This window comes from Enterobacter cloacae complex sp. ECC445 (genome assembly GCF_021892025.1).
Taxonomy (GTDB): domain Bacteria; phylum Pseudomonadota; class Gammaproteobacteria; order Enterobacterales; family Enterobacteriaceae; genus Enterobacter; species Enterobacter chengduensis.
This window is the reverse complement of sequence record NZ_JAKLRZ010000046.1, coordinates 1-26,355: the sequence shown is the minus strand read 5'-3', so window position 1 is coordinate 26,355 and position 26,355 is coordinate 1. Positions and strand designations below refer to the sequence as shown.

The following is a 26,355-nucleotide window of genomic DNA, read 5'->3' as shown; positions in this document are numbered from 1 at the left end:
GACAACATCAAGATGGTTGTGACTCTGATCCACCCAATCGCGATGGACGACGGTCTGCGTTTCGCAATCCGTGAAGGCGGCCGTACCGTTGGCGCGGGCGTTGTTGCTAAAGTTCTGGGCTAATTAATTATCCCTGAATAAAAAAAGGACGCTTCGGCGTCCTTTTTTGTTTTCTGCTGTTCAAGTTTGGTCACAAAATTTCGCATTTTTTGCCTCCTCCCGCACCGTATTCTGGCGCTTGTGCTATTGTAATCATAACCATTCTCACTTACACTTTGCGCATAATTTGAACGGGAGTCTCTATGTACGTTTGTTTATGTAATGGTGTAAGCGACAAAAAAATACGTCAGGCCGTTCGCCAGTTTCAGCCCCAGTCATTCCAGCAGCTTCGCAAATTTGTTCCAGTGGGAAATCAATGCGGTAAATGTGTACGTGCTGCGAGAGAGATCATGCAGGACGAACTGATGCAGATCCCGGAATACAAAGAGATCGCCTAACCGCCCATCTTTTTTTTGACATCCCTGTAGCCCGATCTACGCTTCAATGAGTGGAAGCGGAGGGACTATATAATGAAAGGTGATGTTAAAATCATAAGTTATCTCAATAAATTATTGGGAAATGAGCTTGTCGCAATCAACCAGTACTTTCTTCACGCGAGAATGTTTAAAAACTGGGGACTCAAACGTTTAAACGACGTTGAGTACCATGAATCGATCGATGAGATGAAACACGCCGATAAATATATCGAGCGTATTCTATTCCTTGAAGGCATTCCAAACCTGCAGGATCTCGGCAAGCTCGGCATCGGAGAAGATGTCGAAGAGATGCTGCGCTCCGACCTCAGATTGGAACTTGAAGGCGCCAAAGATCTCCGTGAAGCCATCGCCTATGCTGACAGCGTACATGACTACGTCAGCCGCGATATGATGATCCAGATCCTGGCTGATGAAGAAGGTCATATTGACTGGCTGGAAACAGAGCTGGATCTTATTACTAAAATCGGCCTGCAAAACTATCTTCAGTCGCAGATTAAAGTGGAAGAATAACCCACGTCTTCCAGCCTACGCATAAACCCGCTGCTGCCAGAAATGGCCCAAAAGGCAGTGGGTTTTTTAATGCCTTTTTATCAGGGCGGATTAACGAAAAAACAAGGAAGCATAGAAGCGCCATCAGCGCCGCGAGCAATGCCAGCGAGGGCAGTACGCACCAGCCATGCCATGCACCAAGCGCTGCCAGGTATTTCACATCGCCATATCCCATCCCTTCACGCCGGCAGATACACCAATACCCCCAATAAATAACCGCAAAGCCAACATATCCAGCCATCGCACCCACCACCGCACTCGGCAGAAAATCAGGGTGGAGGCAGAGCTGAAAGAGCAGTCCCGCCCATAGTAGCGGGCAGAGAAATTTGTCGGGAAGCAGACCGGAGCGAATATCGGCATGTACCAATAAGGCTGTCAGTGAAAGATAGAGCAGCAGAAAGGGGAGGGTGGTAAGCATGTAAAAGGCCTCAAACGGGTTTGAGCGCATACTCGCCATTTTCGGCCTGCCCGGCAATGCACAAAAGCCGCACTTGCGTAGCGGCTCGAAACAAAGAACTGGTACATGAAAAATTGCATAACACGTTGCGCACGCCTGCGCATCCTGCGTCTATAGCGCTTAATTTCTAAACGGCACTTGCGTCTTGCCCAGATTTACGTATAATGCGCGGGCTTGTCGTAATTGACGGCGGGTTCAATCAGAACCAGAGTAGCTCATTTTGTTACTCAACAATGCTCCCAATTGGGGAGCTACGTAAGAACGGTTACACTCTCCCATCAATCGTAATGGGTTTGAGGAGTAATCATTTTCGTTTATAAAATAATTGGAGCTCTGGTCTCATGCAGAACCAAAGAATCCGTATCCGCCTTAAAGCGTTTGATCATCGTCTGATCGATCAATCAACCGCGGAAATCGTCGAGACTGCTAAGCGCACTGGTGCGCAAGTCCGTGGTCCGATCCCGCTGCCGACCCGCAAAGAGCGCTTCACCGTTCTGATCTCCCCGCACGTCAACAAAGACGCGCGTGATCAGTACGAAATCCGCACTCACAAGCGTCTGGTTGACATCGTTGAGCCAACTGAGAAAACCGTTGATGCTCTGATGCGTCTGGATCTGGCTGCCGGTGTAGACGTGCAGATCAGCCTGGGTTAATCAGGTCATCGAGCGATTGAGAGGTTGAAACAATGATTGGTTTAGTCGGTAAAAAAGTGGGTATGACCCGCATCTTCACTGAAGATGGCGTTTCTATCCCAGTAACCGTAATCGAAGTTGAAGCAAACCGCGTTACTCAGGTTAAAGATCTGGCTAACGATGGCTACCGCGCTATTCAGGTTACCACTGGTGCTAAAAAAGCTAACCGTGTAACCAAACCAGAAGCGGGTCACTTCGCTAAAGCTGGCGTAGAAGCTGGCCGTGGTCTGTGGGAATTCCGTCTTGCTGAAGGCGAAGAGTTCACCGTAGGTCAGGACATTAGCGTTGAGCTGTTTGCTGACGTTAAAAAAGTTGACGTAACCGGTACCTCTAAAGGTAAAGGTTTTGCTGGTACCGTTAAGCGCTGGAACTTCCGTACCCAGGACGCTACTCACGGTAACTCCTTGTCTCACCGCGTTCCGGGTTCTATCGGTCAGAACCAGACTCCGGGCAAAGTGTTCAAAGGCAAGAAAATGGCAGGTCAGCTGGGTAACGAACGTGTAACCGTTCAGAGCCTGGACGTAGTACGTGTTGACGCTGAGCGCAACCTGCTGCTGGTTAAAGGTGCAGTTCCGGGTGCAACCGGTAGCGACCTGATCGTTAAACCAGCTGTGAAGGCGTAAGGGGATAGCAATGGAATTAGTATTGAAAGACGCGCAGAGCGCGCTGACTGTTTCCGAAACTACCTTCGGTCGTGATTTCAACGAAGCGCTGGTTCACCAGGTTGTTGTTGCTTATGCAGCTGGTGCTCGTCAGGGTACTCGTGCTCAGAAGACTCGTGCTGAAGTAACTGGTTCTGGCAAAAAGCCATGGCGCCAGAAAGGTACCGGCCGTGCGCGTTCAGGTTCTATCAAGAGCCCGATCTGGCGTTCAGGTGGCGTGACCTTCGCTGCGCGTCCACAGGACCACAGTCAAAAAGTTAACAAAAAGATGTACCGCGGCGCGCTGAAAAGCATCCTGTCCGAACTGGTACGTCAGGATCGTCTGATCGTTGTCGAGAAGTTCTCTGTTGAAGCGCCTAAAACTAAGCTGCTGGCACAGAAACTGAAAGACATGGCTCTGGAAGATGTGCTGATCATCACCGGTGAGCTGGACGAGAACCTGTTCCTGGCCGCACGTAACCTGCACAAGGTTGACGTACGCGATGCGACTGGTATCGACCCGGTTAGCCTGATCGCCTTCGACAAAGTCGTAATGACTGCTGATGCTGTTAAGCAAGTTGAGGAGATGCTGGCATGATTCGTGAAGAACGTCTGCTGAAGGTGCTTCGCGCACCGCACGTTTCTGAAAAAGCGTCTACTGCGATGGAAAAAACAAACACCATCGTTCTCAAAGTTGCTAAAGACGCGACCAAAGCAGAGATCAAAGCTGCTGTGCAGAAACTGTTTGAAGTCGAAGTCGAAGTCGTTAACACCCTGGTAGTTAAAGGGAAAGTTAAACGTCACGGACAGCGTATCGGTCGTCGTAGCGACTGGAAAAAAGCTTACGTCACCCTGAAAGAAGGCCAGAATCTGGACTTCGTTGGCGGCGCTGAGTAAGTCGGAGGAGTAATACAATGGCAGTTGTTAAATGTAAACCGACATCTCCGGGTCGTCGCCACGTAGTTAAAGTGGTTAACCCTGAGCTGCACAAGGGCAAACCTTTTGCTCCGTTGCTGGAAAAAAACAGCAAATCCGGTGGTCGTAACAACAATGGCCGTATCACCACTCGTCACATCGGTGGTGGCCACAAGCAGGCTTATCGTATTGTTGACTTCAAACGCAACAAAGACGGTATCCCAGCAGTTGTTGAACGTCTTGAGTACGATCCGAACCGTTCCGCGAACATCGCGCTGGTTCTGTACAAAGACGGCGAACGCCGTTACATCCTGGCCCCTAAAGGCCTGAAAGCTGGCGACCAGATTCAGTCTGGCGTTGATGCTGCAATCAAAGCAGGCAACACCCTGCCGATGCGCAATATCCCGGTTGGTTCTACCGTTCATAACGTAGAAATGAAACCAGGTAAAGGCGGTCAGCTGGCGCGTTCCGCGGGTACTTACGTTCAGATCGTTGCGCGTGATGGTGCTTATGTCACCCTGCGTCTGCGTTCTGGTGAAATGCGTAAAGTCGAAGCAGACTGCCGCGCTACTCTGGGCGAAGTTGGCAATGCTGAGCATATGCTGCGCGTTCTGGGTAAAGCAGGTGCTGCACGCTGGCGTGGTGTTCGTCCTACCGTTCGCGGTACTGCGATGAACCCAGTCGACCACCCACATGGTGGTGGTGAAGGTCGTAACTTTGGTAAGCACCCGGTATCTCCGTGGGGCGTTCAGACCAAAGGTAAGAAGACCCGCAGCAACAAGCGTACTGATAAATTTATCGTACGTCGCCGTAGCAAATAATTTTAGAGGATAAGCCATGCCACGTTCTCTCAAGAAAGGTCCTTTTATTGACCTGCACTTGCTGAAGAAGGTAGAGAAAGCGGTGGAAAGCGGAGACAAGAAGCCCCTGCGCACTTGGTCCCGTCGTTCAACGATCTTTCCTAACATGATCGGTTTGACCATCGCTGTCCATAATGGTCGTCAGCACGTTCCAGTCTTTGTTACCGACGAAATGGTTGGTCACAAACTGGGTGAATTCGCACCGACTCGTACTTATCGCGGCCACGCTGCTGATAAAAAAGCGAAGAAGAAATAAGGTAGGAGGAAGAGATGGAAACTTTAGCTCAACATCGCCATGCTCGTTCTTCTGCACAGAAGGTTCGCCTTGTTGCTGACCTGATTCGCGGTAAGAAAGTGTCGCAGGCCCTGGACATCCTGACCTATACCAACAAGAAAGCTGCGGTATTGGTCAAGAAAGTACTGGAATCTGCCATTGCTAACGCTGAACACAACGATGGCGCTGACATCGACGATCTGAAAGTCGCGAAAATTTTCGTAGATGAAGGCCCAAGCATGAAGCGCATTATGCCGCGTGCGAAAGGTCGTGCAGATCGCATCCTGAAGCGCACCAGCCACATTACTGTGGTTGTGTCCGATCGCTGAGACTCTGGAGACTAGCAATGGGTCAGAAAGTACATCCTAATGGTATTCGCCTGGGTATTGTAAAACCATGGAACTCTACCTGGTTTGCGAACACCAAAGAATTCGCTGACAACCTGGACAGCGATTTTAAAGTACGTCAGTACCTGACTAAGGAACTGGCTAAAGCGTCTGTATCTCGTATCGTTATCGAGCGTCCAGCGAAGAGCATCCGTGTGACTATTCACACTGCTCGTCCTGGCATCGTTATCGGTAAGAAAGGCGAAGACGTAGAAAAACTGCGCAAGGTCGTAGCGGATATCGCTGGCGTTCCTGCACAGATCAATATCGCTGAAGTTCGTAAGCCTGAACTGGACGCTAAATTGGTTGCTGACAGCATCACTTCTCAGCTGGAACGTCGTGTTATGTTCCGTCGTGCTATGAAGCGTGCTGTACAGAACGCAATGCGTCTGGGCGCTAAAGGTATCAAAGTTGAAGTTAGCGGCCGTCTGGGCGGCGCGGAAATCGCACGTACCGAATGGTACCGTGAAGGTCGCGTACCGCTGCACACTCTGCGTGCTGACATCGACTACAACACCTCTGAAGCGCACACCACTTACGGTGTAATCGGCGTTAAGGTATGGATCTTCAAAGGTGAGATCCTGGGTGGTATGGCTGCTGTTGAACAACCGGAAAAACCGGCTGCTCAACCTAAAAAGCAGCAGCGTAAAGGCCGTAAATAAGGAGCGTCGCTGATGTTACAACCAAAGCGTACAAAATTCCGTAAAGTGCACAAAGGCCGCAACCGTGGTCTGGCGCAGGGTACGGATGTTAGCTTCGGCACTTTCGGTCTGAAAGCTGTTGGCCGTGGTCGTCTGACTGCACGTCAGATCGAAGCAGCACGTCGTGCAATGACCCGTGCAGTTAAGCGTCAAGGTAAAATTTGGATCCGTGTATTCCCGGACAAACCAATTACCGAGAAGCCGCTGGAAGTTCGTATGGGTAAAGGTAAAGGTAACGTGGAGTACTGGGTTGCCTTGATCCAACCGGGCAAAGTCCTTTATGAAATGGACGGTGTTCCGGAAGAGCTGGCCCGTGAAGCCTTCGGCCTGGCAGCAGCGAAACTGCCTATCAAAACCACCTTTGTAACTAAGACGGTGATGTAATGAAAGCAAAAGAGCTGCGTGAAAAAAGCGTTGAAGAGCTGAACGCTGAGCTGCTGAACCTGCTGCGTGAGCAGTTCAACCTGCGTATGCAGGCTGCAAGTGGCCAGCTGCAACAGACTCACCTGCTGAAGCAAGTGCGTCGCAATGTTGCACGCGTTAAGACTTTACTGACTCAGAAGGCGGGTGCGTAATGACCGATAAAATCCGTACTCTGCAAGGTCGTGTTGTTAGCGACAAAATGGAGAAATCCATTGTTGTAGCTATCGAACGTATTGTGAAACACCCGATCTACGGTAAATTCATCAAGCGTACGACCAAACTGCACGTACATGACGAGAACAACGAATGTGGTATCGGCGACAAGGTTGAAATCCGTGAATGCCGTCCACTGTCCAAGACTAAGTCCTGGACGCTGGTTCGCGTTGTAGAGAAAGCGGTTCTGTAATACAGTACGCCTTCTCAATACGAATAAACGGCTCAGCGATGAGCCGTTTATTTTTTCTACCCATATTGCAGAAGCGGTGTTATAATGCCGCGCCCTCGATATGGGGCTTTTTAACGGCTCTGATTTTAGAGTCTCAGGTAGTAGTTGACATTAGCGGAGCACTAAAATGATCCAAGAACAGACTATGCTGAACGTCGCCGACAACTCCGGTGCACGTCGCGTAATGTGTATCAAGGTTCTGGGTGGCTCGCACCGTCGCTACGCAGGCGTAGGCGACATCATCAAGATCACCATCAAGGAAGCAATTCCACGTGGTAAGGTCAAAAAAGGTGATGTGCTGAAGGCGGTAGTGGTGCGCACCAAGAAGGGTGTTCGTCGCCCTGACGGTTCTGTCATTCGCTTCGATGGTAATGCATGCGTTATTTTAAACAATAACAGCGAGCAGCCTATCGGCACGCGTATCTTTGGGCCGGTAACTCGTGAACTTCGTACTGAGAAGTTCATGAAAATTATCTCTCTGGCACCAGAAGTACTCTAAGGAGCGAATCATGGCAGCGAAAATCCGTCGTGATGACGAAGTTATCGTGTTAACCGGTAAAGATAAAGGTAAACGCGGTAAAGTAAAAAATGTTCTGTCTTCCGGCAAACTTGTCGTTGAAGGTATCAACCTGGTTAAGAAACATCAGAAGCCGGTTCCGGCCCTGAACCAACCAGGTGGCATCGTTGAAAAAGAAGCTGCTATTCAGGTTTCTAACGTTGCAATCTTCAATGCGGCTACCGGCAAGGCTGACCGTGTAGGCTTTAGATTCGAAGACGGCAAAAAAGTCCGTTTCTTCAAGTCTAACAGCGAAACTATCAAGTAATTTGGAGTAGTACGATGGCGAAACTGCATGATTACTACAAAGACGAAGTAGTTAAGAAACTCATGACCGAGTTTAACTACAATTCTGTCATGCAAGTCCCTCGGGTCGAGAAGATCACCCTGAACATGGGTGTTGGTGAAGCGATCGCTGACAAGAAACTGCTGGATAACGCAGCAGCTGACCTGACAGCAATCTCCGGTCAAAAACCGCTGATCACCAAAGCACGCAAATCTGTTGCAGGCTTCAAAATCCGTCAGGGCTATCCGATCGGCTGTAAAGTAACTCTGCGTGGCGAACGCATGTGGGAGTTCTTTGAGCGCCTGATCACTATTGCTGTTCCACGTATCCGTGACTTCCGTGGCTTGTCCGCTAAGTCTTTCGACGGTCGTGGTAACTACAGCATGGGTGTCCGTGAGCAGATCATCTTCCCAGAAATCGACTACGATAAAGTCGACCGCGTGCGTGGTTTGGATATTACCATTACCACTACTGCGAAATCTGACGAAGAAGGCCGTGCTCTGCTGGCTGCCTTTGACTTCCCGTTCCGCAAGTAAGGTAGGGTTACTGAATGGCTAAGCAATCAATGAAAGCACGCGAAGTAAAGCGCGTAGCTTTAGCTGATAAATTCTTCGCTAAACGCGCTGAACTGAAAGCGATCATTTCTGATGTGAACGCTTCCGACGAAGATCGTTGGAATGCGGTTCTCAAGCTGCAGTCTCTGCCGCGTGATTCCAGCCCGTCTCGTCAGCGTAACCGCTGTCGTCAAACAGGTCGTCCACATGGTTATGTGGGCAAGTTTGGGTTGAGCCGTATCAAACTGCGTGAAGCCGCCATGCGCGGTGAAGTGCCAGGCTTGAAAAAGGCTAGCTGGTAATTACCAATTGAATCACGGGAGTAAAGACAGATGAGCATGCAAGATCCGATCGCGGATATGCTGACCCGTATCCGTAACGGTCAGGCCGCGAACAAAGTTGCGGTCACCATGCCTTCCGCCAAGCTGAAAGTGGCAATTGCCAACGTGCTGAAGGAAGAAGGTTTTATCGAAGATTTTAAAGTTGAAGGCGACACCAAGCCGGAACTGGAACTTACTCTCAAGTATTTCCAGGGTAAAGCTGTTGTAGAAAGCATTCAGCGTGTCAGCCGCCCAGGCCTGCGCATCTATAAGAAAAAAGATGAGCTGCCAAAAGTTATGGCTGGTCTTGGTATCGCAGTTGTTTCTACCTCTAAAGGTGTTATGACTGATCGTGCAGCGCGCCAGGCTGGTCTTGGTGGCGAAATTATCTGCTACGTAGCCTAATCGGAGGAAAGAATGTCTCGTGTTGCTAAAGCACCGGTCGTTATTCCTGCCGGCGTTGATGTAAAAATCGACGGTCAGGTTATTACGATCAAAGGTAAAAACGGCGAGCTGACTCGTACCCTCAACAAAGCTGTTGAAGTTAAACATGCAGATAACGCTCTGACCTTCGGTCCACGTGATGGTTTCGTGGATGGATGGGCTCAGGCTGGTACCGCGCGTGCCCTGCTGAACTCAATGGTTGTTGGTGTTACCGAAGGCTTCACTAAAAAGCTTCAGCTGGTTGGTGTAGGTTATCGTGCAGCTATCAAAGGGAATGCAGTAGGCCTGTCTCTGGGCTTCTCACACCCTGTTGAGCATCCGCTGCCGGCCGGTATCACTGCAGAATGCCCGACTCAAACTGAAATCGTGCTGAAAGGCGCTGATAAACAGCTGATCGGTCAGGTTGCAGCAGATCTGCGCGCCTACCGTCGTCCTGAGCCTTACAAAGGCAAGGGTGTTCGTTACGCCGACGAAGTCGTGCGTACCAAAGAGGCTAAGAAGAAGTAAGGTAACACTATGGATAAGAAATCTGCTCGTATCCGTCGTGCGACCCGCGCACGCCGCAAGCTCAAAGAGCTGGGTGCAACTCGCCTGGTGGTACATCGTACCCCGCGTCATATTTACGCACAGGTAATTGCACCGAACGGTTCTGAAGTTCTGGTAGCTGCTTCTACTGTAGAAAAAGCTATCTCAGAACAATTGAAGTACACCGGTAACAAAGACGCCGCTGCAGCTGTAGGTAAAGCTGTTGCTGAACGCGCTCTGGAAAAAGGCATCAGCAATGTTTCCTTTGACCGTTCCGGGTTCCAATATCATGGTCGTGTCCAGGCACTGGCAGATGCTGCCCGTGAAGCTGGCCTTCAGTTCTAAGGTAGAGGTGTAAGATGGCTCACATCGAAAAACAGGCTGGCGAACTGCAGGAAAAGCTGATCGCGGTAAACCGCGTATCTAAAACCGTTAAAGGTGGTCGTATTTTCTCCTTCACAGCTCTGACTGTAGTAGGCGATGGTAACGGTCGCGTTGGTTTTGGTTACGGTAAAGCGCGTGAAGTTCCAGCAGCGATCCAGAAAGCGATGGAAAAAGCCCGTCGCAATATGATTAACGTCGCGCTGAACAACGGCACCCTGCAGCACCCAGTTAAAGGTGTTCACACGGGTTCTCGTGTATTCATGCAGCCAGCTTCAGAAGGTACCGGTATCATCGCCGGTGGTGCAATGCGCGCCGTTCTGGAAGTTGCTGGGGTTCATAACGTTCTGGCCAAAGCATATGGTTCCACCAACCCGATCAACGTGGTTCGTGCAACTATTGATGGCCTGGAAAATATGAATTCTCCAGAAATGGTCGCTGCCAAGCGTGGTAAATCCGTTGAAGAAATTCTGGGGTAATTGACCATGGCAAAGACTATTAAAATCACTCAAACCCGCAGTGCAATCGGTCGTCTGCCGAAACACAAGGCAACGCTGCTTGGCCTGGGTCTGCGTCGTATTGGTCATACCGTTGAGCGCGAGGATACTCCTGCTGTTCGTGGTATGGTCAACGCGGTTTACTTCATGGTTAAAGTTGAGGAGTAAGAGATGCGTTTAAATACTCTGTCTCCGGCCGAAGGCTCTAAAAAGGCGGGTAAACGCCTGGGTCGTGGTATCGGTTCTGGCCTCGGCAAAACCGGTGGTCGTGGTCACAAAGGTCAGAACTCTCGTTCTGGCGGTGGCGTACGTCGCGGTTTCGAGGGTGGCCAGATGCCACTGTACCGTCGTCTGCCGAAGTTCGGCTTCACCTCTCGCAAAGCAGCGATTACAGCGGAAATCCGTCTGTCTGACCTGGCGAAAGTTGAAGGCGGCGTTGTAGACCTGAACACGCTGAAAGCAGCAAACATTATCGGTATCCAGATCGAGTTCGCGAAAGTGATCCTGGCTGGTGAAGTTTCTACTCCGGTAACTGTTCGTGGCCTGCGTGTTACTAAAGGTGCTCGTGCTGCTATCGAAGCTGCTGGCGGTAAAATTGAGGAATAAGTAGCAGATGGCTAAGCAACCGGGATTAGATTTTCAAAGTGCCAAAGGTGGATTTGGCGAGCTGAAACGCAGACTGCTGTTTGTTATCGGCGCGCTGATTGTGTTCCGTATTGGCTCTTTTATTCCGATCCCTGGTATCGATGCCGCTGTACTTGCCAAACTGCTTGAGCAACAGCGAGGCACCATCATTGAAATGTTCAACATGTTCTCTGGTGGTGCTCTCAGCCGTGCTTCTATCTTCGCACTGGGTATTATGCCGTACATTTCGGCATCTATTATTATCCAGCTGCTGACGGTCGTTCATCCGGCCCTGGCAGAGTTGAAGAAAGAAGGGGAGTCTGGACGTCGTAAGATTAGTCAGTACACCCGTTACGGTACTCTGGTGCTGGCAATATTCCAGTCGATCGGTATTGCTACCGGTCTGCCGAATATGCCTGGTATGCAGGGCCTGGTGTTAAATCCGGGCTTTGCATTCTACTTCACCGCTGTTGTAAGTCTGGTCACAGGGACAATGTTCCTGATGTGGCTCGGCGAACAGATTACTGAGCGTGGTATCGGTAACGGTATCTCAATCATTATCTTCGCCGGTATTGTTGCGGGCCTCCCGCCAGCCATCGCCCACACTATCGAGCAAGCGCGTCAAGGCGACCTGCACTTCCTCCTGTTGCTGTTGGTTGCAGTATTAGTATTTGCAGTGACGTTCTTTGTTGTCTTCGTTGAACGTGGTCAACGCCGCATTGTGGTGAACTACGCTAAACGTCAGCAGGGTCGTCGTGTCTATGCTGCACAGAGCACACATTTACCGCTGAAAGTGAACATGGCGGGGGTTATCCCGGCTATCTTCGCTTCCAGTATTATTCTGTTCCCGGCAACCATCGCGTCATGGTTCGGGGGCGGTACTGGTTGGAACTGGCTGACAACAATTTCGCTGTATTTGCAGCCTGGGCAACCACTTTATGTGTTACTCTATGCGTCTGCGATCATCTTCTTCTGTTTCTTCTACACGGCGTTGGTCTTCAACCCGCGTGAAACAGCAGATAACCTGAAGAAGTCCGGTGCATTTGTACCAGGAATTCGTCCGGGAGAGCAAACGGCGAAGTATATCGATAAAGTAATGACCCGCCTGACTTTGGTTGGTGCGCTCTATATTACTTTTATCTGCCTGATCCCGGAGTTCATGCGTGATGCAATGAAAGTACCGTTCTACTTCGGTGGGACCTCACTGCTTATCGTTGTTGTCGTGATTATGGACTTTATGGCTCAAGTGCAAACTCTGATGATGTCCAGTCAGTATGAGTCTGCATTGAAGAAGGCGAACCTGAAAGGCTACGGCCGCTAAATGGTCGCCTGAGAAGTTACGGAGAGTAAAAATGAAAGTTCGTGCTTCCGTCAAGAAATTATGCCGTAACTGCAAAATCGTTAAGCGTGATGGTGTCATCCGTGTGATTTGCAGTGCCGAGCCGAAGCATAAACAGCGCCAAGGCTGATTATTTCGCATATTTTTCTTGCAAAGTTGGGTTGAGCTGGCTAGATTAGCCAGCCAATCTTTTGTATGTCTGTACGTTTCCATTTGAGTATCCTGAAAACGGGCTTTTCAGCATGGTGCGTACATATTAAATAGTAGGAGTGCATAGTGGCCCGTATAGCAGGCATTAACATTCCTGATCAGAAACATGCTGTGATCGCATTAACTTCGATCTACGGCGTCGGCAAGACCCGTTCTAAAGCCATTCTGGCTGCAGCGGGTATCGCTGAAGATGTTAAGATCAGTGAGCTGTCTGAAGAACAAATCGACACGCTGCGTGACGAAGTTGCCAAATTTGTCGTTGAAGGTGATCTGCGCCGTGAAATCAGCATGAGCATCAAGCGCCTGATGGATCTTGGTTGCTATCGCGGTTTGCGTCATCGTCGTGGTCTGCCAGTGCGCGGTCAGCGTACTAAGACCAACGCACGTACCCGTAAGGGTCCGCGCAAACCGATCAAGAAATAATCGGGGTGATTGAATAATGGCAAAGGCACCAGTTCGTGCACGTAAACGTGTAAGAAAACAAGTCTCTGACGGCGTGGCTCATATCCATGCTTCTTTCAACAACACCATCGTTACTATTACTGATCGTCAGGGTAACGCATTGGGTTGGGCAACAGCCGGTGGTTCCGGTTTCCGTGGTTCTCGCAAATCCACTCCGTTCGCAGCTCAGGTTGCAGCAGAGCGTTGCGCAGAAGCCGTAAAAGAATACGGCATCAAGAATCTGGAAGTTATGGTTAAAGGTCCGGGTCCGGGTCGTGAATCTACTGTTCGCGCTCTGAACGCCGCTGGTTTCCGCATCACGAATATTACTGATGTGACTCCGATCCCTCATAACGGTTGTCGTCCGCCGAAAAAACGTCGCGTATAACGCTCCGTTTTTTAGGTTAGTTGGAGATAGAAAATGGCAAGATATTTGGGTCCTAAGCTCAAGCTGAGCCGTCGTGAGGGCACCGACTTATTCCTTAAGTCTGGCGTTCGCGCGATCGATACCAAGTGTAAAATTGAACAAGCTCCTGGCCAGCACGGTGCGCGTAAACCGCGTCTGTCTGACTATGGTGTGCAGTTGCGTGAAAAGCAAAAAGTTCGCCGTATGTACGGTGTGCTGGAGCGTCAGTTCCGTAACTACTATAAAGAAGCAGCACGTCTGAAAGGCAACACGGGTGAAAACCTGCTGGCTCTGCTGGAAGGTCGTCTGGACAACGTTGTATACCGTATGGGCTTCGGCGCTACTCGTGCTGAATCACGTCAGCTGGTTAGCCACAAAGCAATCATGGTAAACGGTCGTGTTGTTAACATCGCTTCTTATCAGGTTAAAGCGAATGACGTTGTTAGCATTCGTGAGAAAGCGAAAAAGCAATCTCGCGTGAAGGCCGCTCTGGAGCTGGCTGAGCAGCGTGAAAAGCCAACCTGGCTGGAAGTTGATGCTGGCAAGATGGAAGGTACGTTCAAGCGTCAGCCAGAACGTTCTGATCTGTCTGCGGACATTAACGAACACCTGATCGTCGAGCTTTACTCCAAGTAAAGCTTAGTACCAAAGAGAGGACACAATGCAGGGTTCTGTGACAGAGTTTCTAAAACCGCGCCTGGTAGATATCGAGCAAGTGAGTTCGACGCACGCCAAGGTGACCCTTGAGCCTTTAGAGCGTGGCTTTGGCCATACTCTGGGTAACGCACTGCGCCGTATTCTGCTCTCATCGATGCCGGGTTGCGCGGTGACCGAGGTTGAGATTGATGGTGTACTTCATGAGTACAGCACCAAAGAAGGCGTTCAGGAAGATATCCTTGAAATCCTGCTCAACCTGAAAGGGCTGGCGGTGAGAGTTCAGGGTAAAGATGAAGTTATTCTTACTCTGAATAAATCTGGCATTGGCCCTGTGACTGCAGCCGACATCACCCACGACGGTGATGTTGAAATCGTCAAGCCGCAGCACGTGATCTGCCACCTGACCGATGAGAACGCAGCGATTAGCATGCGTATCAAAGTTCAGCGCGGTCGTGGTTATGTGCCGGCTTCTGCCCGAATTCATTCGGAAGAAGATGAGCGCCCAATCGGCCGTCTGCTGGTCGACGCATGCTACAGCCCTGTAGAGCGTATTGCCTACAATGTTGAAGCAGCGCGTGTAGAACAGCGTACCGACCTGGACAAGCTGGTCATCGAAATGGAAACCAACGGCACAATCGATCCTGAAGAGGCGATTCGTCGTGCGGCGACCATCCTGGCAGAACAACTGGAAGCTTTCGTTGACTTACGTGATGTACGTCAGCCGGAAGTGAAAGAAGAGAAACCAGAATTCGATCCGATCCTGCTGCGCCCTGTTGACGATCTCGAATTGACTGTCCGCTCTGCTAACTGCCTCAAGGCAGAAGCTATCCACTATATCGGTGATCTGGTACAGCGTACCGAGGTTGAGTTGCTGAAAACGCCGAACCTGGGTAAAAAATCTCTTACTGAGATTAAAGACGTGCTGGCTTCACGTGGTCTGTCTCTGGGCATGCGCCTGGAAAACTGGCCACCGGCAAGCATTGCTGACGAGTAACCGGATCACAGGTTAAGGTTTTACTGAGAAGGATAAGGTCATGCGCCATCGTAAGAGTGGTCGTCAACTGAACCGCAACAGCAGCCATCGCCAGGCTATGTTCCGCAACATGGCAGGTTCACTGGTTCGTCATGAGATCATCAAGACGACCCTGCCTAAAGCGAAAGAGCTGCGTCGCGTAGTTGAGCCGCTGATTACTCTTGCCAAGACTGACAGCGTTGCTAATCGTCGTCTGGCATTCGCCCGTACTCGTGATAACGAGATCGTGGCAAAACTGTTTAACGAACTGGGCCCGCGTTTCGCGAGCCGTGCCGGTGGTTACACTCGCATTCTGAAGTGTGGTTTCCGTGCAGGCGACAACGCGCCGATGGCTTACATCGAGCTGGTTGATCGTTCAGAGAAAGCAGAAGCTGCTGCAGAGTAATCTGCAGTAACGTAAAAAAACCCGCTTCGGCGGGTTTTTTTATATCCGCAGTATCCCCACTTCTCTACAATGTTTGTATTAATTCTGTTCATCCCCGGGAGCCAGTCATGTGGTTGATCGACCAGTGGGCAGAACGCCATATTCGCGATGCCCAACAAAAAGGTGAATTTGACGATCTTCCGGGTTGCGGAGAACCCCTTGTGCTTGAAGATGACTCACACATTGCGCCTGAACTGCGGGCCGGATACCGTTTACTGAAAAATGCAGGCTGTCTTCCTCCGGAGCTTGAGCAGCGTAGAGAGGCTATTGAACTGGCCGATCTGCTTAAAGGGATCCGGCAGGACGATCCACGACATTCTGAATTTCGTCGACGTCTCGCCCTGATTGAACTTAAGCTGCGTCAGGCTGGATTGAACACTGACTTTCTGCGGGGGGAATACGGTGAAAGCGTGTTGCGAAAAATTAACGAGGAGTAGTTATGTACCGTATAGGTGAACTTGCAAAGCTCGCGAACGTCACGCCAGATACCATCCGATATTACGAAAAGCAGCAGATGATCGACCACGAAGTCCGGACTGAGGGTGGCTTTCGCCTTTACAACGATAACGACCTGCAGCGCCTGCGGTTTATACGTTACGCGCGTCAGCTCGGTTTTACGCTGGATTCGATCCGCGAATTGCTGTCGATCCGCATCGATCCGGAACATCACACCTGCCAGGAATCTAAAAGCATTGTACAGGCCCGGCTGGATGAAGTTGAAGCGCGCATTCAGGAGCTGCAAAGCATGCAGCGCTCTCTGCAAAGACTGAATGATGCCTGCTGCGGTACGGCCCACAGCAGTATTTACTGTTCAATTCTCGAAGCCCTTGAACAGGGAGCGAGTGGAGAAACGCAGGGTTGTTGATTTTTAGTTCATCCGGGTCTAGACTCCCGTCGTCATTAATCTCGCTCTGGAGACATTATGAGCCGCTATCAGCACACCAAAGGACAAATTAAGGACAATGCCATTGAGGCGTTACTTCACGACCCGTTATTCAGACAGCGCGTTGAGAAAAATAAAAAAGGGAAAGGAAGTTATCTGCGTAAAAACAAACATGAAAAACGGGGTAACTGGGAGGCCAGTGGCAAGCAAGCGAATCGCTTATTTACCACTGGCCTTCCTGCTTTTATCTGGTGATCAAACGCGGTTATTCTGCTCTTTTAACAGATCGCGGATTTCACTCAGCAGGACTTCTTCTTTCGTAGGTGCAGGTGCTGCAGCCGGCTCTTCTTTTTTACGGTTGAGCCTATTGATCAGCTTGATAGCCATGAAAATGGCAAACGCGACAATCACGAAATCGAATACGTTCTGAATAAATACGCCGTAGTGCATAACGACTGCCGGAACATCGCCCTGCGCTTCACGCAGCGTGAAAGCGAATTGTTTGAAATCAATGCCCCCGATTAACAATCCTAAAGGTGGCATGATAATGTCGGCCACTAAAGATGAAACAATCTTGCCGAATGCTGCACCGATAATGACACCAACCGCTAAATCCACCACGTTTCCGCGCATCGCAAATTCGCGAAATTCTTTAATAAAACTCATTGTTCTCTCCTTGTGCCAGCTGACGAGTATAAGTTTAACAAATGATTAGCCAATTGCCATTCGGGATAATTAAACGTTATGAAAAATAAAAGGCACAGAAATGAAAAGGATAAAGGGTGGGTGTTCTTACTCGAACACCCAAGTCTTTAAAGGAAGAATGGACTGGGCTGGAATAAACGCTCGACGTCGGTAATAAATTTTTTATCGGTAAGGAACATAATAACGTGATCGCCTTGCTCAATACGTAAATTGTCATTGGCAATCATGACGTCATTCCCGCGCACAACGGCACCGATAATCGTGCCTGGTGGCAGCTTAATTTCGTCGATCGAACGACCCACGACGCGTGACGTGGTTTCATCTCCGTGAGCAACAGCTTCAATGGCTTCTGCGACACCGCGGCGGAGCGATGACACTCCGACAATATCTGCTTTACGAACATGGCTCAGGAGCGCAGAAATTGTCGCCTGCTGTGGCGAAATGGCAATATCAATCACGCTGCCCTGGACCAGATCGACATACGCCTTGCGCTGGATAAGCACCATGACCTTTTTTGCCCCCATACGCTTGGCGAGCATGGCGGACATTATATTCGCCTCGTCGTCGTTGGTGACGGCAATAAAGAGATCAACTTGATCAATATGCTCTTCAGCCAGCAGCTCCTGATCCGACGCATCGCCATAAAATACGATCGTATTTTGCAGTTTTTCCGCCAGCTCGGCAGCGCGCTGCTGATCGCGTTCGATCAATTTCACGCTGTAATCTTTTTCCAGCCTATGTGCCAGGCCTGCCCCAATATTGCCACCTCCGACCAGCATAATGCGTTTATAGGGTTTTTCGAGACGCTGAAGTTCACTCATCACCGCACGAATATGCTGTGAGGCCGCAATAAAGAACACCTCATCACCTGCTTCGACAATCGTGGAGCCTTGCGGGCGAATTGGCCTGTCGTGACGGAAAATGGCGGCGACGCGCGTATCGATATGCGGCATGTGCTCACGCATGGTGGAAAGCGCATTGCCGATCAATGGTCCACCGTAATAGGCCTTCACCACTGCCAGGCTCACTTTGCCCTCGGCAAAGTTCACTACCTGCAGGGCGCCCGGATATTCGATCAGGCGATAGATATTGTCGATAACCAGCTGTTCTGGCGCGATGAGATGGTCAATCGGGACCGCTTCAGAATTAAAGAGTTTCTCAGCGTCGCGAACGTAGTCCGGAGAGCGAATACGTGCGATTCGGTTTGGCGTGTTGAAAAGCGAGTAGGCCACCTGGCAGGCCACCATATTGGTTTCGTCAGAACTGGTTACCGCAACCAGCATGTCGGCATCGTCGGCACCCGCCTCACGAAGAACGCGTGGGTGTGAACCATGACCCTGCACGACGCGCAGGTCAAACTTGTCCTGCAAGACGCGCAGGCGATCGCCGTTGGTATCAACGATTGTGATGTCGTTGTTTTCGCCAACCAGGTTTTCTGCCAGCGTTCCGCCAACCTGTCCTGCACCCAGAATGATAATCTTCATATCTCGTGACCTGTTCTCAACATCACTCTTTGATTAGCTTAGCGTAAAAGAAGCCATCACCCTCTTCTGCACCCGGCAGGTTCTGCAGACCCGGGGATTCAGGCGTTCCCGTATCGCGCAGCGTGGCGTCCGGGGTACGTTTAAGGAAGGCCGCGATTTGCTGGCTGTTTTCTTCCGGCAGTATGGAGCAGGTTGCATAGACCAACGTTCCGCCCGTTTTAAGATGCGGCCAGATAGCGTCGAGTATGTCAGATTGCAGCTGGGCAAGTTCCTTAATATCACGATCGCGGCGCAGCCATTTGATGTCCGGATGACGGCGAATAACACCGGTTGCAGAGCAGGGGGCGTCGAGCAAAATGCGATCGAATTGTGTTTCACCACACCATTCGGCGGGTTTACGACCATCACCTTGCTTAACCTGAGCCTTCATGCCCAGACGCTTGAGGTTGTCGTAGACGCGTGAAAGACGCTGTTCATCGACGTCCACTGCCATCACGCTAGCCTGCGGAGCCACTTCAAGTATATGCGTTGTTTTGCCCCCGGGCGCAGCGCACAGATCGAGGATCTGCTCACCGTTTTTAGGTTCAAGCCAGGTCATGCAGCCCTGAGCGGAGGCATCCTGTACGGTCACCCAGCCTTCATCAAAACCGGGTAAAGCATGTACCGGTGCCGGTGAAGCTAAGCGTACAGCATCCGGATAGGTTTCATGCGGGAATCCACTCATTCCGGCTTGTTCGAGCAAGCTCAGCCATGCGTCACGGCTTTGGTGATTACGATTCACGCGTAACCACATTGGCGGACGCTGATTGTTGGCATCGGCAATCTCCTGCCACTGCTGTGGATAAGCTTTTTTCAGACGCTTCAACAGCCAGTCCGGGTGAAGGAAACGTGCCTCGCTTTGGGCAAATTCAGCCAGAAGCTCTTCCTGCTGCCTCTGGAACTGACGCAGTACGCCGTTGATCAGCCCTTTCAACTGAGGTCGTTTAATCGCAACGGCACCTTCCACCGTCTCTGCCAGCGCGGCATGAGGTGGGATGCGGGTATGAAGAAGCTGATAAAAACCCACCATAATCAAATAGTGTACGGTGCGCTGCTTGCCAGTCATTGGGCGTGACATCAGCTTGTTAATCAACCACTCAAGCTGAGAAAGCGTGCGCAGAACGCCAAAGCAGAGCTCCTGAAGCAGGGTTTTGTCTTTATCAGAGACTTTTTGTTGCAGGGAAGGCAGGACGTTACTTAATGACTGGCCCTGCTCGATAACCTGCTCAACGGCCTGAGCCGCCATACTGCGTAGATTTTGTTTTTTCATAACCGTAAAAATAAAAATGCCCGGAAACACCGGGCCTTAAGAATTAATTTGCTCAGGCAAGACGATTGCCCGGAATAAACCATTCGCGACGGGAATTTAACAAATCCTGAGCGCTCATGGCCTTCTTACCGGCCGGCTGTAGCGATTCAAGATTCAGGATGCCTTCTGCTGTCGCGACCTGGATACCATTCCTGCTGGCGTCAATAATCGTACCGGGTTCAGCCGCAGTCGTACCGCGAATGACGGAGGCTTTCCAGACTTTCACCGGCTGCTCATCAATTTCCATCCAGCTCATTGGCCATGGATTAAAAGCGCGAATGCAGCGCTCAAGCTGAGCGGCTGACAGGGACCAGTCGATCCGCGCTTCCTCTTTGCTCAGCTTTTCGGCATATGTGACCTGTGCTTCATCCTGAACTTCCGGCTTCGCCGTATTGTCAGCAAGCTGCTGGAGCGTCTCGATAAGCCCTTGTGGGCCAAGGTCTGCCAGCTTGTCATACAGCGTGGCGCTAGTGTCTTCTGACGTAATGGGACAAGCCAGCTTATACAGCATATCGCCGGTGTCTAAACCTACGTCCATCTTCATGATGGTAACGCCCGTTTCGGCATCGCCTGCCCACAGCGAGCGCTGGATAGGTGCTGCACCACGCCAGCGCGGGAGCAGAGAACCATGTACGTTGATGCACCCCAGGCGAGGCATATCAAGCACAGCTTTTGGCAGAATTAAACCGTAAGCCACTACCACCATTACGTCGGCATTCAGGTCAGCAACCAGCTGCTGATTTTCCTGCGGGCGTAACGATGCGGGCTGGAAAACGGGGAGTCCATGCTCTTCTGCCAACACCTTTACCGGGCTCGGCATCAGTTTTTTACCGCGGCCTGCCGGGCGGTCCGGCTGGGTAAAGACGCCCACAACCTGGTGACCAGAAGATAACAGCGCGTCAAGATGACGCGCTGCAAAATCAGGGGTTCCCGCGAAGATAATTCGTAGTGATTTAGACACGATGATCCTTGTATCCGGGGGGACGTTATGCGCGAGAACGCAAACGGTCCAGTTTCTCTACTTTCTGACGAATACGCTGCTGTTTCAACGGCGAGAGATAATCGATAAACAGTTTACCGACCAGGTGATCCATCTCATGCTGAATACAAATCGCCAGCAGGTCGTCTGCTTCCAGTTCGAACGGATTACCGTCGCGATCCAGAGCGCGAATTTTCACCTTTTCGGCGCGCGGCACTAAAGCACGCTGTTCAGGGATGGACAGACAGCCTTCCTCAATACCGGTTTCGCCGCTCTTTTCGAGCAACTCAGGGTTAATCAGCACCAGACGACCATCGCGATTTTCAGAAACATCAATCACGATAATACGCTTGTGAATGTCCACCTGCGTCGCCGCCAGGCCAATGCCTTCTTCGGCGTACATGGTATCGAACATATCATCAACGATACGCTGGATTTCTGCATTCACTTCTTTGACCGGTTCAGCGACGATGCGAAGGCGCTCGTCCGGAATATGTAACACTTGCAAAACTGCCATAAATTTCCAGAGTCGTGTTCAGGAGTTGATAAGAATACTCCCTCTATTCTAGACAAATCCCCCATCGATTGACAGCATCAGTGACCAATCGCAATGATTGCAGAGGCCGCTTATGGCAGGGGAAAGGATGACGTCAATCGAGATATGGCTACGACTAATACACACGGGGTCTCTGTGCGGTGATGTAATGATGGAAGCAGCCGCACGGCTAGAGATGCAGGAAAACATCGACGCGCTCGCCGCCAGAAGCGCCGGGTTGACGGCAAAACAGGCCGAACGGTTCTTTGCGCCAGATGAGAGCGAGCTAGAACGTAGCCTGATGTGGCTTGAGCAGCCGGGAAATCACTTATTGACGGCCAACCATCCACTTTATCCCCCTTTACTCCGAACGATTCCGGATTACCCCGGGGCATTATTCCTGAAAGGTAATCCTGAGACGCTTAATACCATTCAGCTGGCGGTGGTAGGCAGCCGTGCCCCGTCATGGTACGGCGAGCGATGGGGGAAAATCCTGTGCGAACAGCTGTCACAAAGCGGTTTCACGATCACCAGCGGGCTGGCCTGCGGTATTGACGGCGTGGCCCACAACGCGGCGCTGTCGGTTAAAGGACGAAGCGTCGCGGTGCTGGGGAACGGTCTGTTTAGCATATATCCTCGCCGACATCAGGCATTAGCGATGCGGCTTATCGAAGCTGACGGCGCAGTCGTGTCTGAGTTTCCTCTTTCCGCGCAGCCCTGGCCCGCAAACTTTCCGCGTCGCAATCGAATTATCAGCGGGCTTAGCAAAGGCGTACTGGTGGTTGAAGCGGCGCTGAGAAGCGGTTCGCTGGTCACGGCCCGGTGCGCGCTCGAGCAGGGGAGAGAAGTCTTTGCCTTGCCTGGTCCGATAGGTAATCCCGGATGCGAGGGGCCCCACTGGCTGATTAAGCAAGGGGCAACCCCGGTAACGGAAATAGGGGATATTCTTGAAAATTTGCAATATGGGCTGCAATGGCTGCAGGAAGATCCCGAAAAGCGACAATATTCATCAGATCAGGGAAAGGTGGCATTGCCATTTCCCAAGCTCCTGGCTAACGTAGGAGATGAGGTAACACCTGTTGACGTTGTCGCTGAACGTGCCGGCCAACCTGTGCCAGTAACGGTAGCACAGCTACTCGAACTGGAGTTAGCAGGGTGGATCGCAGCTGTACCCGGCGGCTATGTCCGATTAAGGAGGGCATGCCATGTTCGACGTACTGATGTATTTGTTTGAGACTTACATCCATAACGAAGCAGAAATGCGAGTGGATCAGGACAAATTGACACAGGATCTTACCGATGCGGGGTTTGAGCGGGAAGATATCTATAATGCGTTGATGTGGCTGGAAAAACTGGCTGATTATCAGGAAGGCCTCGCCGAACCGATGCAGCTTGCTTCTGACCCATTGTCAGTACGCATTTATACCGCAGAAGAGTGTGAAAGGCTGGACGCCAGCTGCCGGGGATTCATCTTATTCCTTGAGCAGATTCAGGTGCTGAACCTCGAAACGAGAGAAATGGTGATAGAGCGCGTTATGGCGCTGGATACAGCAGAATTTGAACTGGAAGATCTGAAATGGGTGATTCTGATGGTTCTGTTTAATATCCCGGGCTGTGAAAACGCCTATCAGCAAATGGAAGAATTACTCTTTGAAGTGAATGAAGGTATGCTGCACTAATTCAACGTGCAGCACCAAGAGTTGTTATGGCCAAATCAGCACTATTCACGGTGCATAAAAATGAGCCCTGCCCGCAGTGCGGGGCTGAACTTGTTATTCGGTCCGGGAAACACGGCCCGTTTCTCGGTTGTTCACAGTATCCGGAATGTGATTATGTCCGTCCCCTGAAAAGCCAGGCGGATGGACATGTCGTTAAAATTCTGGAGGGCCAATATTGTCCACTCTGCGGCGGCGAACTCGCGCTACGCCAGGGGCGTTTCGGTATGTTTATTGGATGTAGCCGCTACCCGGAATGTGGGCATACGGAACAAATTGATAAACCTGATGAAACGGCAATTTCCTGCCCTCAGTGTCAGCGCGGTCAGTTGGTACAGCGCCGCTCCCGTTATGGTAAGACCTTCCATTCGTGCGATCGCTATCCTGAATGCCAGTTCGTTATCAATTTTAAACCGGTAGCGGGTACCTGCCCTCATTGTAATTATCCGCTACTCATAGAGAAGAAAACCGCGCAAGGCTTGAAACGCTTCTGCGCCAGTAAACAATGTGGAAAGCCGGTTACGGCGGATCAAAATAGTGAATAAAAACCTGCCATCAGCCTCCATTGCGCATGCAGTGGACGTACTGAAAAATGAAGAAGTCATCGCCTATCCAACTGAAGCTGTTTTTGGGGTCGGCTGCGATCCTGACAGCGAGACGGCTGTAAGCCGCCTGCTTGCCTTAAAACAAAGACCCGTCGAGAAAGGGCTGATTTTGATCGCTGCGAATTACGCGCAGCTCAAACCCTATATCGATGACTCCATGCTGACGCCAGCGCAGCGCGAGACTATTTTCTCCGCGTGGCCTGGGCCGGTGACCTTCGTCTTCCCGGCGCAGCCGACAACGCCGCGCTGGTTAACCGGACGCTTTGATTCCCTCGCCGTTCGCGTAACTGACCATCCGCTGGTGGTTGAACTGTGCCTGGCATTTGGTAAGCCCCTGGTCTCAACCAGTGCCAACCTGACCGGGCTGCCACCTTGTCGGACAACCGAAGAAGTGCTGGCACAGTTCGGGAATGACTTCCCTGTCGCTGCCGGCGAAACGGGAGGGCGCCTGAATCCCTCTGAAATTCGCGACGCTTTGACCGGCGAACGTTTTCGCCAGGGGTAATCTCATGGAAACCTATGCCGTTTTTGGTAATCCGATTGCGCACAGCAAGTCACCGTCGATCCATCAGCAATTTGCGAAGCAGCTGCAGATAAATCATCCCTATGGGCGCGTACTGGCGCCGGTGGATGCATTTATCCCTACGCTGGAGGCTTTTTTCGCCGCGGGCGGCAAAGGTGCGAACGTGACGGTTCCTTTTAAAGAGGAGGCCTTCGAACGTGCGGATGAGCTGACCGAGCGCGCTTCGCTGGCTGGTGCAGTCAATACCCTAAAACGGCTCGAAGATGGACGCCTTCTGGGTGACAACACCGACGGGATTGGTTTACTTAGCGATCTGGAACGTCTGTCGTTTATTAAGCCCGGGTTCCGCGTCCTGCTGATTGGCGCGGGTGGCGCATCGCGGGGCGTTCTGCTGCCTCTGCTTTCACTGGACTGTGCGGTGACCATTACCAACAGAACCTATTCCCGGGCAGAAGCGCTGGCGGCGTTGTTTGCGCATACCGGCAGCGTGAGCGCGGTAGCGCTTGACGATCTTGCCGAACGAGAGTTCGATCTTGTCATTAATGCCACATCCAGCGGCATCAACGGTGAGATCCCGGCGATCCCCGCTTCGCTGGTCAGTGCGCATATGTACTTCTATGACATGTTCTACCAGAAAGGGAAGACGCCTTTCCTGAGCTGGTGTGAACAGCACGGCGCGAAACATTTAGCCGATGGGCTGGGAATGCTGGTGGGGCAGGCTGCGCATGCGGTGCTGCTCTGGCATGGCGTTCTGCCTGCGGTCGAACCCGTCATTGAAAAATTAAAGCAGGAGCTCTCTGCGTGAATCAGGCTATTGATTTCCCGGACAGAGAGAGCTGGGATGAACATAAACAAGCGGTCTGTTTTCCGGTGCTGGTACAGGGCATGCAGTTGACCTGTGCCATTCATGGGGAGACGCTGTTGCGTCGTTTTGGTGGTTCAGATCCAGTAGCGGTATTTTGCGAAAATCGCTGGGATCTGGAAGAGGAAGCCAGCGATTTAATTCGTGAACAGCAGGAAGACGATCAGGGCTGGGTCTGGTTGTCCTGATCAAGATAGTCATTCTTCCATTTAACGTAGTTGTTCGCTGAGTATTTCAATCCTTCGATCTCTGCCTCCTTAAGGGGGCGGATTTGTTTTACCGGGCTTCCCAGATAGAGATAGCCACTTTCCAGCCGTTTGTTTTGCGGGACAAGGCTACCGGCACCAATCATTACGTCATCTTCTACTATGACGCCATCCAGCAAGATCGACCCCATACCAACAAGTACGCGATTTCCAATTGTGCAGCCGTGAAGCATCACTTTATGGCCGACGGTCACCTCTTCTCCAATGATGAGGGGATTACCCTCGGGGTTATAGGAGGATTTGTGCGTAACGTGCAGAATGCTACCGTCCTGAATATTGGTACGTGCACCAATCGACACAAAGTTAACATCTCCCCTGATGGCAACGAGCGGCCAGATGCTGACGTCATCAGCCATTCGGACATCACCAATGACCACGCTACTGGCATCGATCATCACGCGATCGCCTTTTTGAGGGAACAGATCTTTATAAGGACGTAATACTGCTGACATATCTACCTCTAAGATTGGGCGCTATACAGAAGACTTTGATCGTATTAATGGATCGAGGCAAGGCAAAATACGTCAATATTTAAGCAGATCGGGCGGGATTTCAGCGAAAAGCGCGGAAAATCAGCAGTTGGAAAAAAAGATCTAAAAAATACTTGTGCTAAAAAATGGGATCCCTATAATGCGCCTCCATCGACACGGCGGATGTGAATCACTTCACAAACAGCCGGTTCGGTTGAAGAGAAAAAAAATCCTGAAATAACGGGTTGACTCTGAAAGAGGAAAGCGTAATATACGCCACCTCGCAACGCTGAGCGAAAGCCGCGTTGCACTGCTCTTTAACAATTAATCAGACAATCTGTGTGGGCACTCAAAGTGACATGGATTCTTAATGTCTTCGGACAATAAATGAATACCAAGTCTCT

Annotated in this window: 46 protein-coding genes and 1 pseudogene; 40 read left to right on the top strand and 7 right to left on the bottom strand. The window is 51.0% G+C overall.

Going from position 1 to position 26,355, the window contains the following annotated elements:
* The 3 genes and pseudogenes from tuf to bfr form a co-directional block, all read left to right on the top strand.
* A pseudogene (gene tuf, locus L6R44_RS23955) lies at positions 1–123 on the top strand (elongation factor Tu); the annotation flags it as partial.
* Positions 124–302: 179 nt separating this feature from the next.
* The gene (bfd, locus tag L6R44_RS23950) at positions 303–497 is read left to right on the top strand and encodes a bacterioferritin-associated ferredoxin (RefSeq protein ID WP_008503493.1); all 195 of its coding nucleotides are present in this window, start codon (positions 303–305) and stop codon (positions 495–497) included.
* A gap of 72 nt (positions 498–569) precedes the next feature.
* Positions 570–1,046, top strand: coding sequence for a bacterioferritin (gene bfr / locus L6R44_RS23945; RefSeq protein WP_237425603.1), 477 nt, complete (start codon positions 570–572; stop codon positions 1,044–1,046).
* Here the strand turns inward: bfr and L6R44_RS23940 are convergent.
* Positions 1,030–1,503, bottom strand: coding sequence for a prepilin peptidase (locus L6R44_RS23940; protein WP_237425602.1), 474 nt, complete (start codon positions 1,501–1,503; stop codon positions 1,030–1,032). The genes bfr and L6R44_RS23940 overlap by 17 nt on opposite strands.
* A gap of 380 nt (positions 1,504–1,883) precedes the next feature.
* Between L6R44_RS23940 and rpsJ the strand changes: the two genes are divergently transcribed.
* The 31 genes from rpsJ (at position 1,884) to L6R44_RS23785 (ending at position 16,714) form a co-directional block, all read left to right on the top strand.
* Positions 1,884–2,195, top strand: a complete 312-nt coding sequence (rpsJ, locus tag L6R44_RS23935) for a 30S ribosomal protein S10 (protein WP_001181005.1) — start codon at positions 1,884–1,886, stop codon at positions 2,193–2,195.
* A 32-nt stretch (positions 2,196–2,227) separates the two neighbouring features.
* Positions 2,228–2,857, top strand: coding sequence for a 50S ribosomal protein L3 (gene rplC, locus L6R44_RS23930; RefSeq protein WP_003863274.1), 630 nt, complete (start codon positions 2,228–2,230; stop codon positions 2,855–2,857).
* A gap of 10 nt (positions 2,858–2,867) precedes the next feature.
* The gene (gene rplD, locus L6R44_RS23925; RefSeq protein WP_000424395.1) at positions 2,868–3,473 is read left to right on the top strand and encodes a 50S ribosomal protein L4; all 606 of its coding nucleotides are present in this window, start codon (positions 2,868–2,870) and stop codon (positions 3,471–3,473) included.
* Entirely contained in the window at positions 3,470–3,772 is a 303-nt protein-coding gene (rplW, locus tag L6R44_RS23920) for a 50S ribosomal protein L23 (RefSeq protein WP_000617546.1), read from the top strand. The genes rplD and rplW overlap by 4 nt, the downstream gene beginning before the upstream one ends.
* 17 nt (positions 3,773–3,789) lie before the next feature.
* On the top strand, positions 3,790–4,611 hold the full coding sequence (rplB, locus tag L6R44_RS23915) for a 50S ribosomal protein L2 (RefSeq protein ID WP_008457150.1): 822 nt from the start codon (positions 3,790–3,792) through the stop codon (positions 4,609–4,611).
* Between the two features lie 16 nt (positions 4,612–4,627).
* Positions 4,628–4,906, top strand: a complete 279-nt coding sequence (rpsS, locus tag L6R44_RS23910; RefSeq protein ID WP_001138117.1) for a 30S ribosomal protein S19 — start codon at positions 4,628–4,630, stop codon at positions 4,904–4,906.
* 14 nt (positions 4,907–4,920) lie between these two features.
* Positions 4,921–5,253 (top strand): 50S ribosomal protein L22, encoded by a 333-nt coding sequence (gene rplV, locus L6R44_RS23905; RefSeq protein ID WP_002919773.1) that lies wholly within the window; start codon positions 4,921–4,923, stop codon positions 5,251–5,253.
* A 17-nt stretch (positions 5,254–5,270) separates the two neighbouring features.
* Positions 5,271–5,972 (top strand): 30S ribosomal protein S3, encoded by a 702-nt coding sequence (gene rpsC, locus L6R44_RS23900; protein ID WP_000529945.1) that lies wholly within the window; start codon positions 5,271–5,273, stop codon positions 5,970–5,972.
* Positions 5,973–5,984: 12 nt separating this feature from the next.
* The gene (gene rplP / locus L6R44_RS23895; protein ID WP_002919759.1) at positions 5,985–6,395 is read left to right on the top strand and encodes a 50S ribosomal protein L16; all 411 of its coding nucleotides are present in this window, start codon (positions 5,985–5,987) and stop codon (positions 6,393–6,395) included.
* Entirely contained in the window at positions 6,395–6,586 is a 192-nt protein-coding gene (gene rpmC, locus L6R44_RS23890; protein WP_003863282.1) for a 50S ribosomal protein L29, read from the top strand. Before rplP ends, rpmC begins: the two co-directional genes overlap by 1 nt.
* Positions 6,586–6,840 carry a 30S ribosomal protein S17 gene (gene rpsQ / locus L6R44_RS23885; RefSeq protein WP_008503489.1) on the top strand — a complete coding sequence of 85 codons (255 nt, stop codon included), beginning with the start codon at positions 6,586–6,588 and terminating at the stop codon, positions 6,838–6,840. Before rpmC ends, rpsQ begins: the two co-directional genes overlap by 1 nt.
* Before the next feature lie 166 nt (positions 6,841–7,006).
* Positions 7,007–7,378: a 50S ribosomal protein L14 gene (gene rplN / locus L6R44_RS23880; RefSeq protein WP_002919748.1), complete on the top strand. Its 372-nt coding sequence runs from the start codon at positions 7,007–7,009 to the stop codon at positions 7,376–7,378.
* A 10-nt stretch (positions 7,379–7,388) separates the two neighbouring features.
* On the top strand, positions 7,389–7,703 hold the full coding sequence (gene rplX / locus L6R44_RS23875) for a 50S ribosomal protein L24 (RefSeq protein WP_003863287.1): 315 nt from the start codon (positions 7,389–7,391) through the stop codon (positions 7,701–7,703).
* A gap of 14 nt (positions 7,704–7,717) precedes the next feature.
* Positions 7,718–8,257 (top strand): 50S ribosomal protein L5, encoded by a 540-nt coding sequence (gene rplE / locus L6R44_RS23870; RefSeq protein WP_001096202.1) that lies wholly within the window; start codon positions 7,718–7,720, stop codon positions 8,255–8,257.
* Between the two features lie 14 nt (positions 8,258–8,271).
* On the top strand, positions 8,272–8,577 hold the full coding sequence (gene rpsN / locus L6R44_RS23865; RefSeq protein ID WP_003863291.1) for a 30S ribosomal protein S14: 306 nt from the start codon (positions 8,272–8,274) through the stop codon (positions 8,575–8,577).
* Between the two features lie 30 nt (positions 8,578–8,607).
* Positions 8,608–9,000, top strand: a complete 393-nt coding sequence (rpsH, locus tag L6R44_RS23860) for a 30S ribosomal protein S8 (RefSeq protein WP_006178918.1) — start codon at positions 8,608–8,610, stop codon at positions 8,998–9,000.
* Between the two features lie 12 nt (positions 9,001–9,012).
* Entirely contained in the window at positions 9,013–9,546 is a 534-nt protein-coding gene (gene rplF / locus L6R44_RS23855) for a 50S ribosomal protein L6 (protein ID WP_003863296.1), read from the top strand.
* Positions 9,547–9,555: 9 nt separating this feature from the next.
* Positions 9,556–9,909, top strand: a complete 354-nt coding sequence (gene rplR, locus L6R44_RS23850; RefSeq protein WP_003863297.1) for a 50S ribosomal protein L18 — start codon at positions 9,556–9,558, stop codon at positions 9,907–9,909.
* 14 nt (positions 9,910–9,923) lie between these two features.
* The gene (gene rpsE / locus L6R44_RS23845) at positions 9,924–10,424 is read left to right on the top strand and encodes a 30S ribosomal protein S5 (protein ID WP_003863299.1); all 501 of its coding nucleotides are present in this window, start codon (positions 9,924–9,926) and stop codon (positions 10,422–10,424) included.
* 6 nt (positions 10,425–10,430) lie between these two features.
* A complete protein-coding gene (gene rpmD / locus L6R44_RS23840; RefSeq protein ID WP_003863301.1) occupies positions 10,431–10,610 on the top strand; it encodes a 50S ribosomal protein L30 in 180 nt (59 codons plus the stop codon).
* 3 nt (positions 10,611–10,613) lie between these two features.
* Positions 10,614–11,048, top strand: a complete 435-nt coding sequence (rplO, locus tag L6R44_RS23835) for a 50S ribosomal protein L15 (protein ID WP_003863304.1) — start codon at positions 10,614–10,616, stop codon at positions 11,046–11,048.
* 7 nt (positions 11,049–11,055) lie between these two features.
* Positions 11,056–12,387 (top strand): preprotein translocase subunit SecY, encoded by a 1,332-nt coding sequence (secY, locus tag L6R44_RS23830; RefSeq protein ID WP_003863305.1) that lies wholly within the window; start codon positions 11,056–11,058, stop codon positions 12,385–12,387.
* Positions 12,388–12,418: 31 nt separating this feature from the next.
* A complete protein-coding gene (gene rpmJ / locus L6R44_RS23825) occupies positions 12,419–12,535 on the top strand; it encodes a 50S ribosomal protein L36 (protein WP_000868187.1) in 117 nt (38 codons plus the stop codon).
* 146 nt (positions 12,536–12,681) lie between these two features.
* Complete coding sequence (rpsM, locus tag L6R44_RS23820) at positions 12,682–13,038, top strand: 30S ribosomal protein S13 (protein ID WP_003863308.1); 357 nt, start codon at positions 12,682–12,684, stop codon at positions 13,036–13,038.
* A gap of 16 nt (positions 13,039–13,054) precedes the next feature.
* Complete coding sequence (rpsK, locus tag L6R44_RS23815; RefSeq protein WP_003863312.1) at positions 13,055–13,444, top strand: 30S ribosomal protein S11; 390 nt, start codon at positions 13,055–13,057, stop codon at positions 13,442–13,444.
* Between the two features lie 33 nt (positions 13,445–13,477).
* The gene (gene rpsD, locus L6R44_RS23810) at positions 13,478–14,098 is read left to right on the top strand and encodes a 30S ribosomal protein S4 (protein WP_004868345.1); all 621 of its coding nucleotides are present in this window, start codon (positions 13,478–13,480) and stop codon (positions 14,096–14,098) included.
* Positions 14,099–14,123: 25 nt separating this feature from the next.
* Complete coding sequence (locus tag L6R44_RS23805; protein WP_002919219.1) at positions 14,124–15,113, top strand: DNA-directed RNA polymerase subunit alpha; 990 nt, start codon at positions 14,124–14,126, stop codon at positions 15,111–15,113.
* Between the two features lie 40 nt (positions 15,114–15,153).
* Positions 15,154–15,537: a 50S ribosomal protein L17 gene (gene rplQ / locus L6R44_RS23800; RefSeq protein WP_001216368.1), complete on the top strand. Its 384-nt coding sequence runs from the start codon at positions 15,154–15,156 to the stop codon at positions 15,535–15,537.
* A 107-nt stretch (positions 15,538–15,644) separates the two neighbouring features.
* Entirely contained in the window at positions 15,645–16,013 is a 369-nt protein-coding gene (locus L6R44_RS23795) for a DUF1992 domain-containing protein (RefSeq protein WP_237425601.1), read from the top strand.
* Between the two features lie 2 nt (positions 16,014–16,015).
* On the top strand, positions 16,016–16,441 hold the full coding sequence (zntR, locus tag L6R44_RS23790; protein WP_237425600.1) for a Zn(2+)-responsive transcriptional regulator: 426 nt from the start codon (positions 16,016–16,018) through the stop codon (positions 16,439–16,441).
* Between the two features lie 57 nt (positions 16,442–16,498).
* Positions 16,499–16,714: an alternative ribosome-rescue factor A gene (locus L6R44_RS23785; RefSeq protein WP_237425599.1), complete on the top strand. Its 216-nt coding sequence runs from the start codon at positions 16,499–16,501 to the stop codon at positions 16,712–16,714.
* Here the strand turns inward: L6R44_RS23785 and mscL are convergent, their stop codons facing one another.
* The 5 genes from mscL to def form a co-directional block, all read right to left on the bottom strand.
* Positions 16,715–17,125 carry a large-conductance mechanosensitive channel protein MscL gene (mscL, locus tag L6R44_RS23780; protein WP_023309449.1) on the bottom strand — a complete coding sequence of 137 codons (411 nt, stop codon included), beginning with the start codon at positions 17,123–17,125 and terminating at the stop codon, positions 16,715–16,717.
* A 146-nt stretch (positions 17,126–17,271) separates the two neighbouring features.
* Complete coding sequence (gene trkA, locus L6R44_RS23775; RefSeq protein WP_008503482.1) at positions 17,272–18,648, bottom strand: Trk system potassium transporter TrkA; 1,377 nt, start codon at positions 18,646–18,648, stop codon at positions 17,272–17,274.
* 22 nt (positions 18,649–18,670) lie between these two features.
* Positions 18,671–19,957, bottom strand: coding sequence for a 16S rRNA (cytosine(967)-C(5))-methyltransferase RsmB (gene rsmB, locus L6R44_RS23770; protein WP_237425598.1), 1,287 nt, complete (start codon positions 19,955–19,957; stop codon positions 18,671–18,673).
* A gap of 52 nt (positions 19,958–20,009) precedes the next feature.
* Positions 20,010–20,957 carry a methionyl-tRNA formyltransferase gene (gene fmt, locus L6R44_RS23765; RefSeq protein WP_237425597.1) on the bottom strand — a complete coding sequence of 316 codons (948 nt, stop codon included), beginning with the start codon at positions 20,955–20,957 and terminating at the stop codon, positions 20,010–20,012.
* 25 nt (positions 20,958–20,982) lie between these two features.
* Positions 20,983–21,492 carry a peptide deformylase gene (def, locus tag L6R44_RS23760; protein ID WP_008503479.1) on the bottom strand — a complete coding sequence of 170 codons (510 nt, stop codon included), beginning with the start codon at positions 21,490–21,492 and terminating at the stop codon, positions 20,983–20,985.
* A 127-nt stretch (positions 21,493–21,619) separates the two neighbouring features.
* Here def and dprA point away from each other — a divergent pair, with 127 nt between their 5' ends.
* Genes dprA through L6R44_RS23730 form a run of 6 tightly spaced genes read left to right on the top strand, consistent with a single transcriptional unit; the run spans position 21,620 to position 25,403 of the window.
* Positions 21,620–22,744: a DNA-protecting protein DprA gene (gene dprA, locus L6R44_RS23755; protein WP_237425596.1), complete on the top strand. Its 1,125-nt coding sequence runs from the start codon at positions 21,620–21,622 to the stop codon at positions 22,742–22,744.
* A complete protein-coding gene (smg, locus tag L6R44_RS23750) occupies positions 22,716–23,189 on the top strand; it encodes a DUF494 family protein Smg (RefSeq protein WP_008503477.1) in 474 nt (157 codons plus the stop codon). The genes dprA and smg overlap by 29 nt, the downstream gene beginning before the upstream one ends.
* 26 nt (positions 23,190–23,215) lie before the next feature.
* Entirely contained in the window at positions 23,216–23,770 is a 555-nt protein-coding gene (locus L6R44_RS23745; protein WP_237425595.1) for a DNA topoisomerase family protein, read from the top strand.
* Positions 23,763–24,335, top strand: coding sequence for an L-threonylcarbamoyladenylate synthase type 1 TsaC (tsaC, locus tag L6R44_RS23740; RefSeq protein WP_237425594.1), 573 nt, complete (start codon positions 23,763–23,765; stop codon positions 24,333–24,335). The genes L6R44_RS23745 and tsaC overlap by 8 nt, the downstream gene beginning before the upstream one ends.
* Positions 24,336–24,339: 4 nt before the next feature.
* Positions 24,340–25,158 carry a shikimate dehydrogenase gene (gene aroE, locus L6R44_RS23735; protein WP_237425593.1) on the top strand — a complete coding sequence of 273 codons (819 nt, stop codon included), beginning with the start codon at positions 24,340–24,342 and terminating at the stop codon, positions 25,156–25,158.
* Complete coding sequence (locus L6R44_RS23730; RefSeq protein ID WP_032644524.1) at positions 25,155–25,403, top strand: DUF1488 domain-containing protein; 249 nt, start codon at positions 25,155–25,157, stop codon at positions 25,401–25,403. Before aroE ends, L6R44_RS23730 begins: the two co-directional genes overlap by 4 nt.
* Here the strand turns inward: L6R44_RS23730 and L6R44_RS23725 are convergent.
* Positions 25,379–25,933 carry a gamma carbonic anhydrase family protein gene (locus L6R44_RS23725; RefSeq protein WP_237425592.1) on the bottom strand — a complete coding sequence of 185 codons (555 nt, stop codon included), beginning with the start codon at positions 25,931–25,933 and terminating at the stop codon, positions 25,379–25,381. The two genes, L6R44_RS23730 and L6R44_RS23725, sit on opposite strands and share 25 nt — an antisense overlap.
* Positions 25,934–26,355 lie beyond the last annotated feature (422 nt).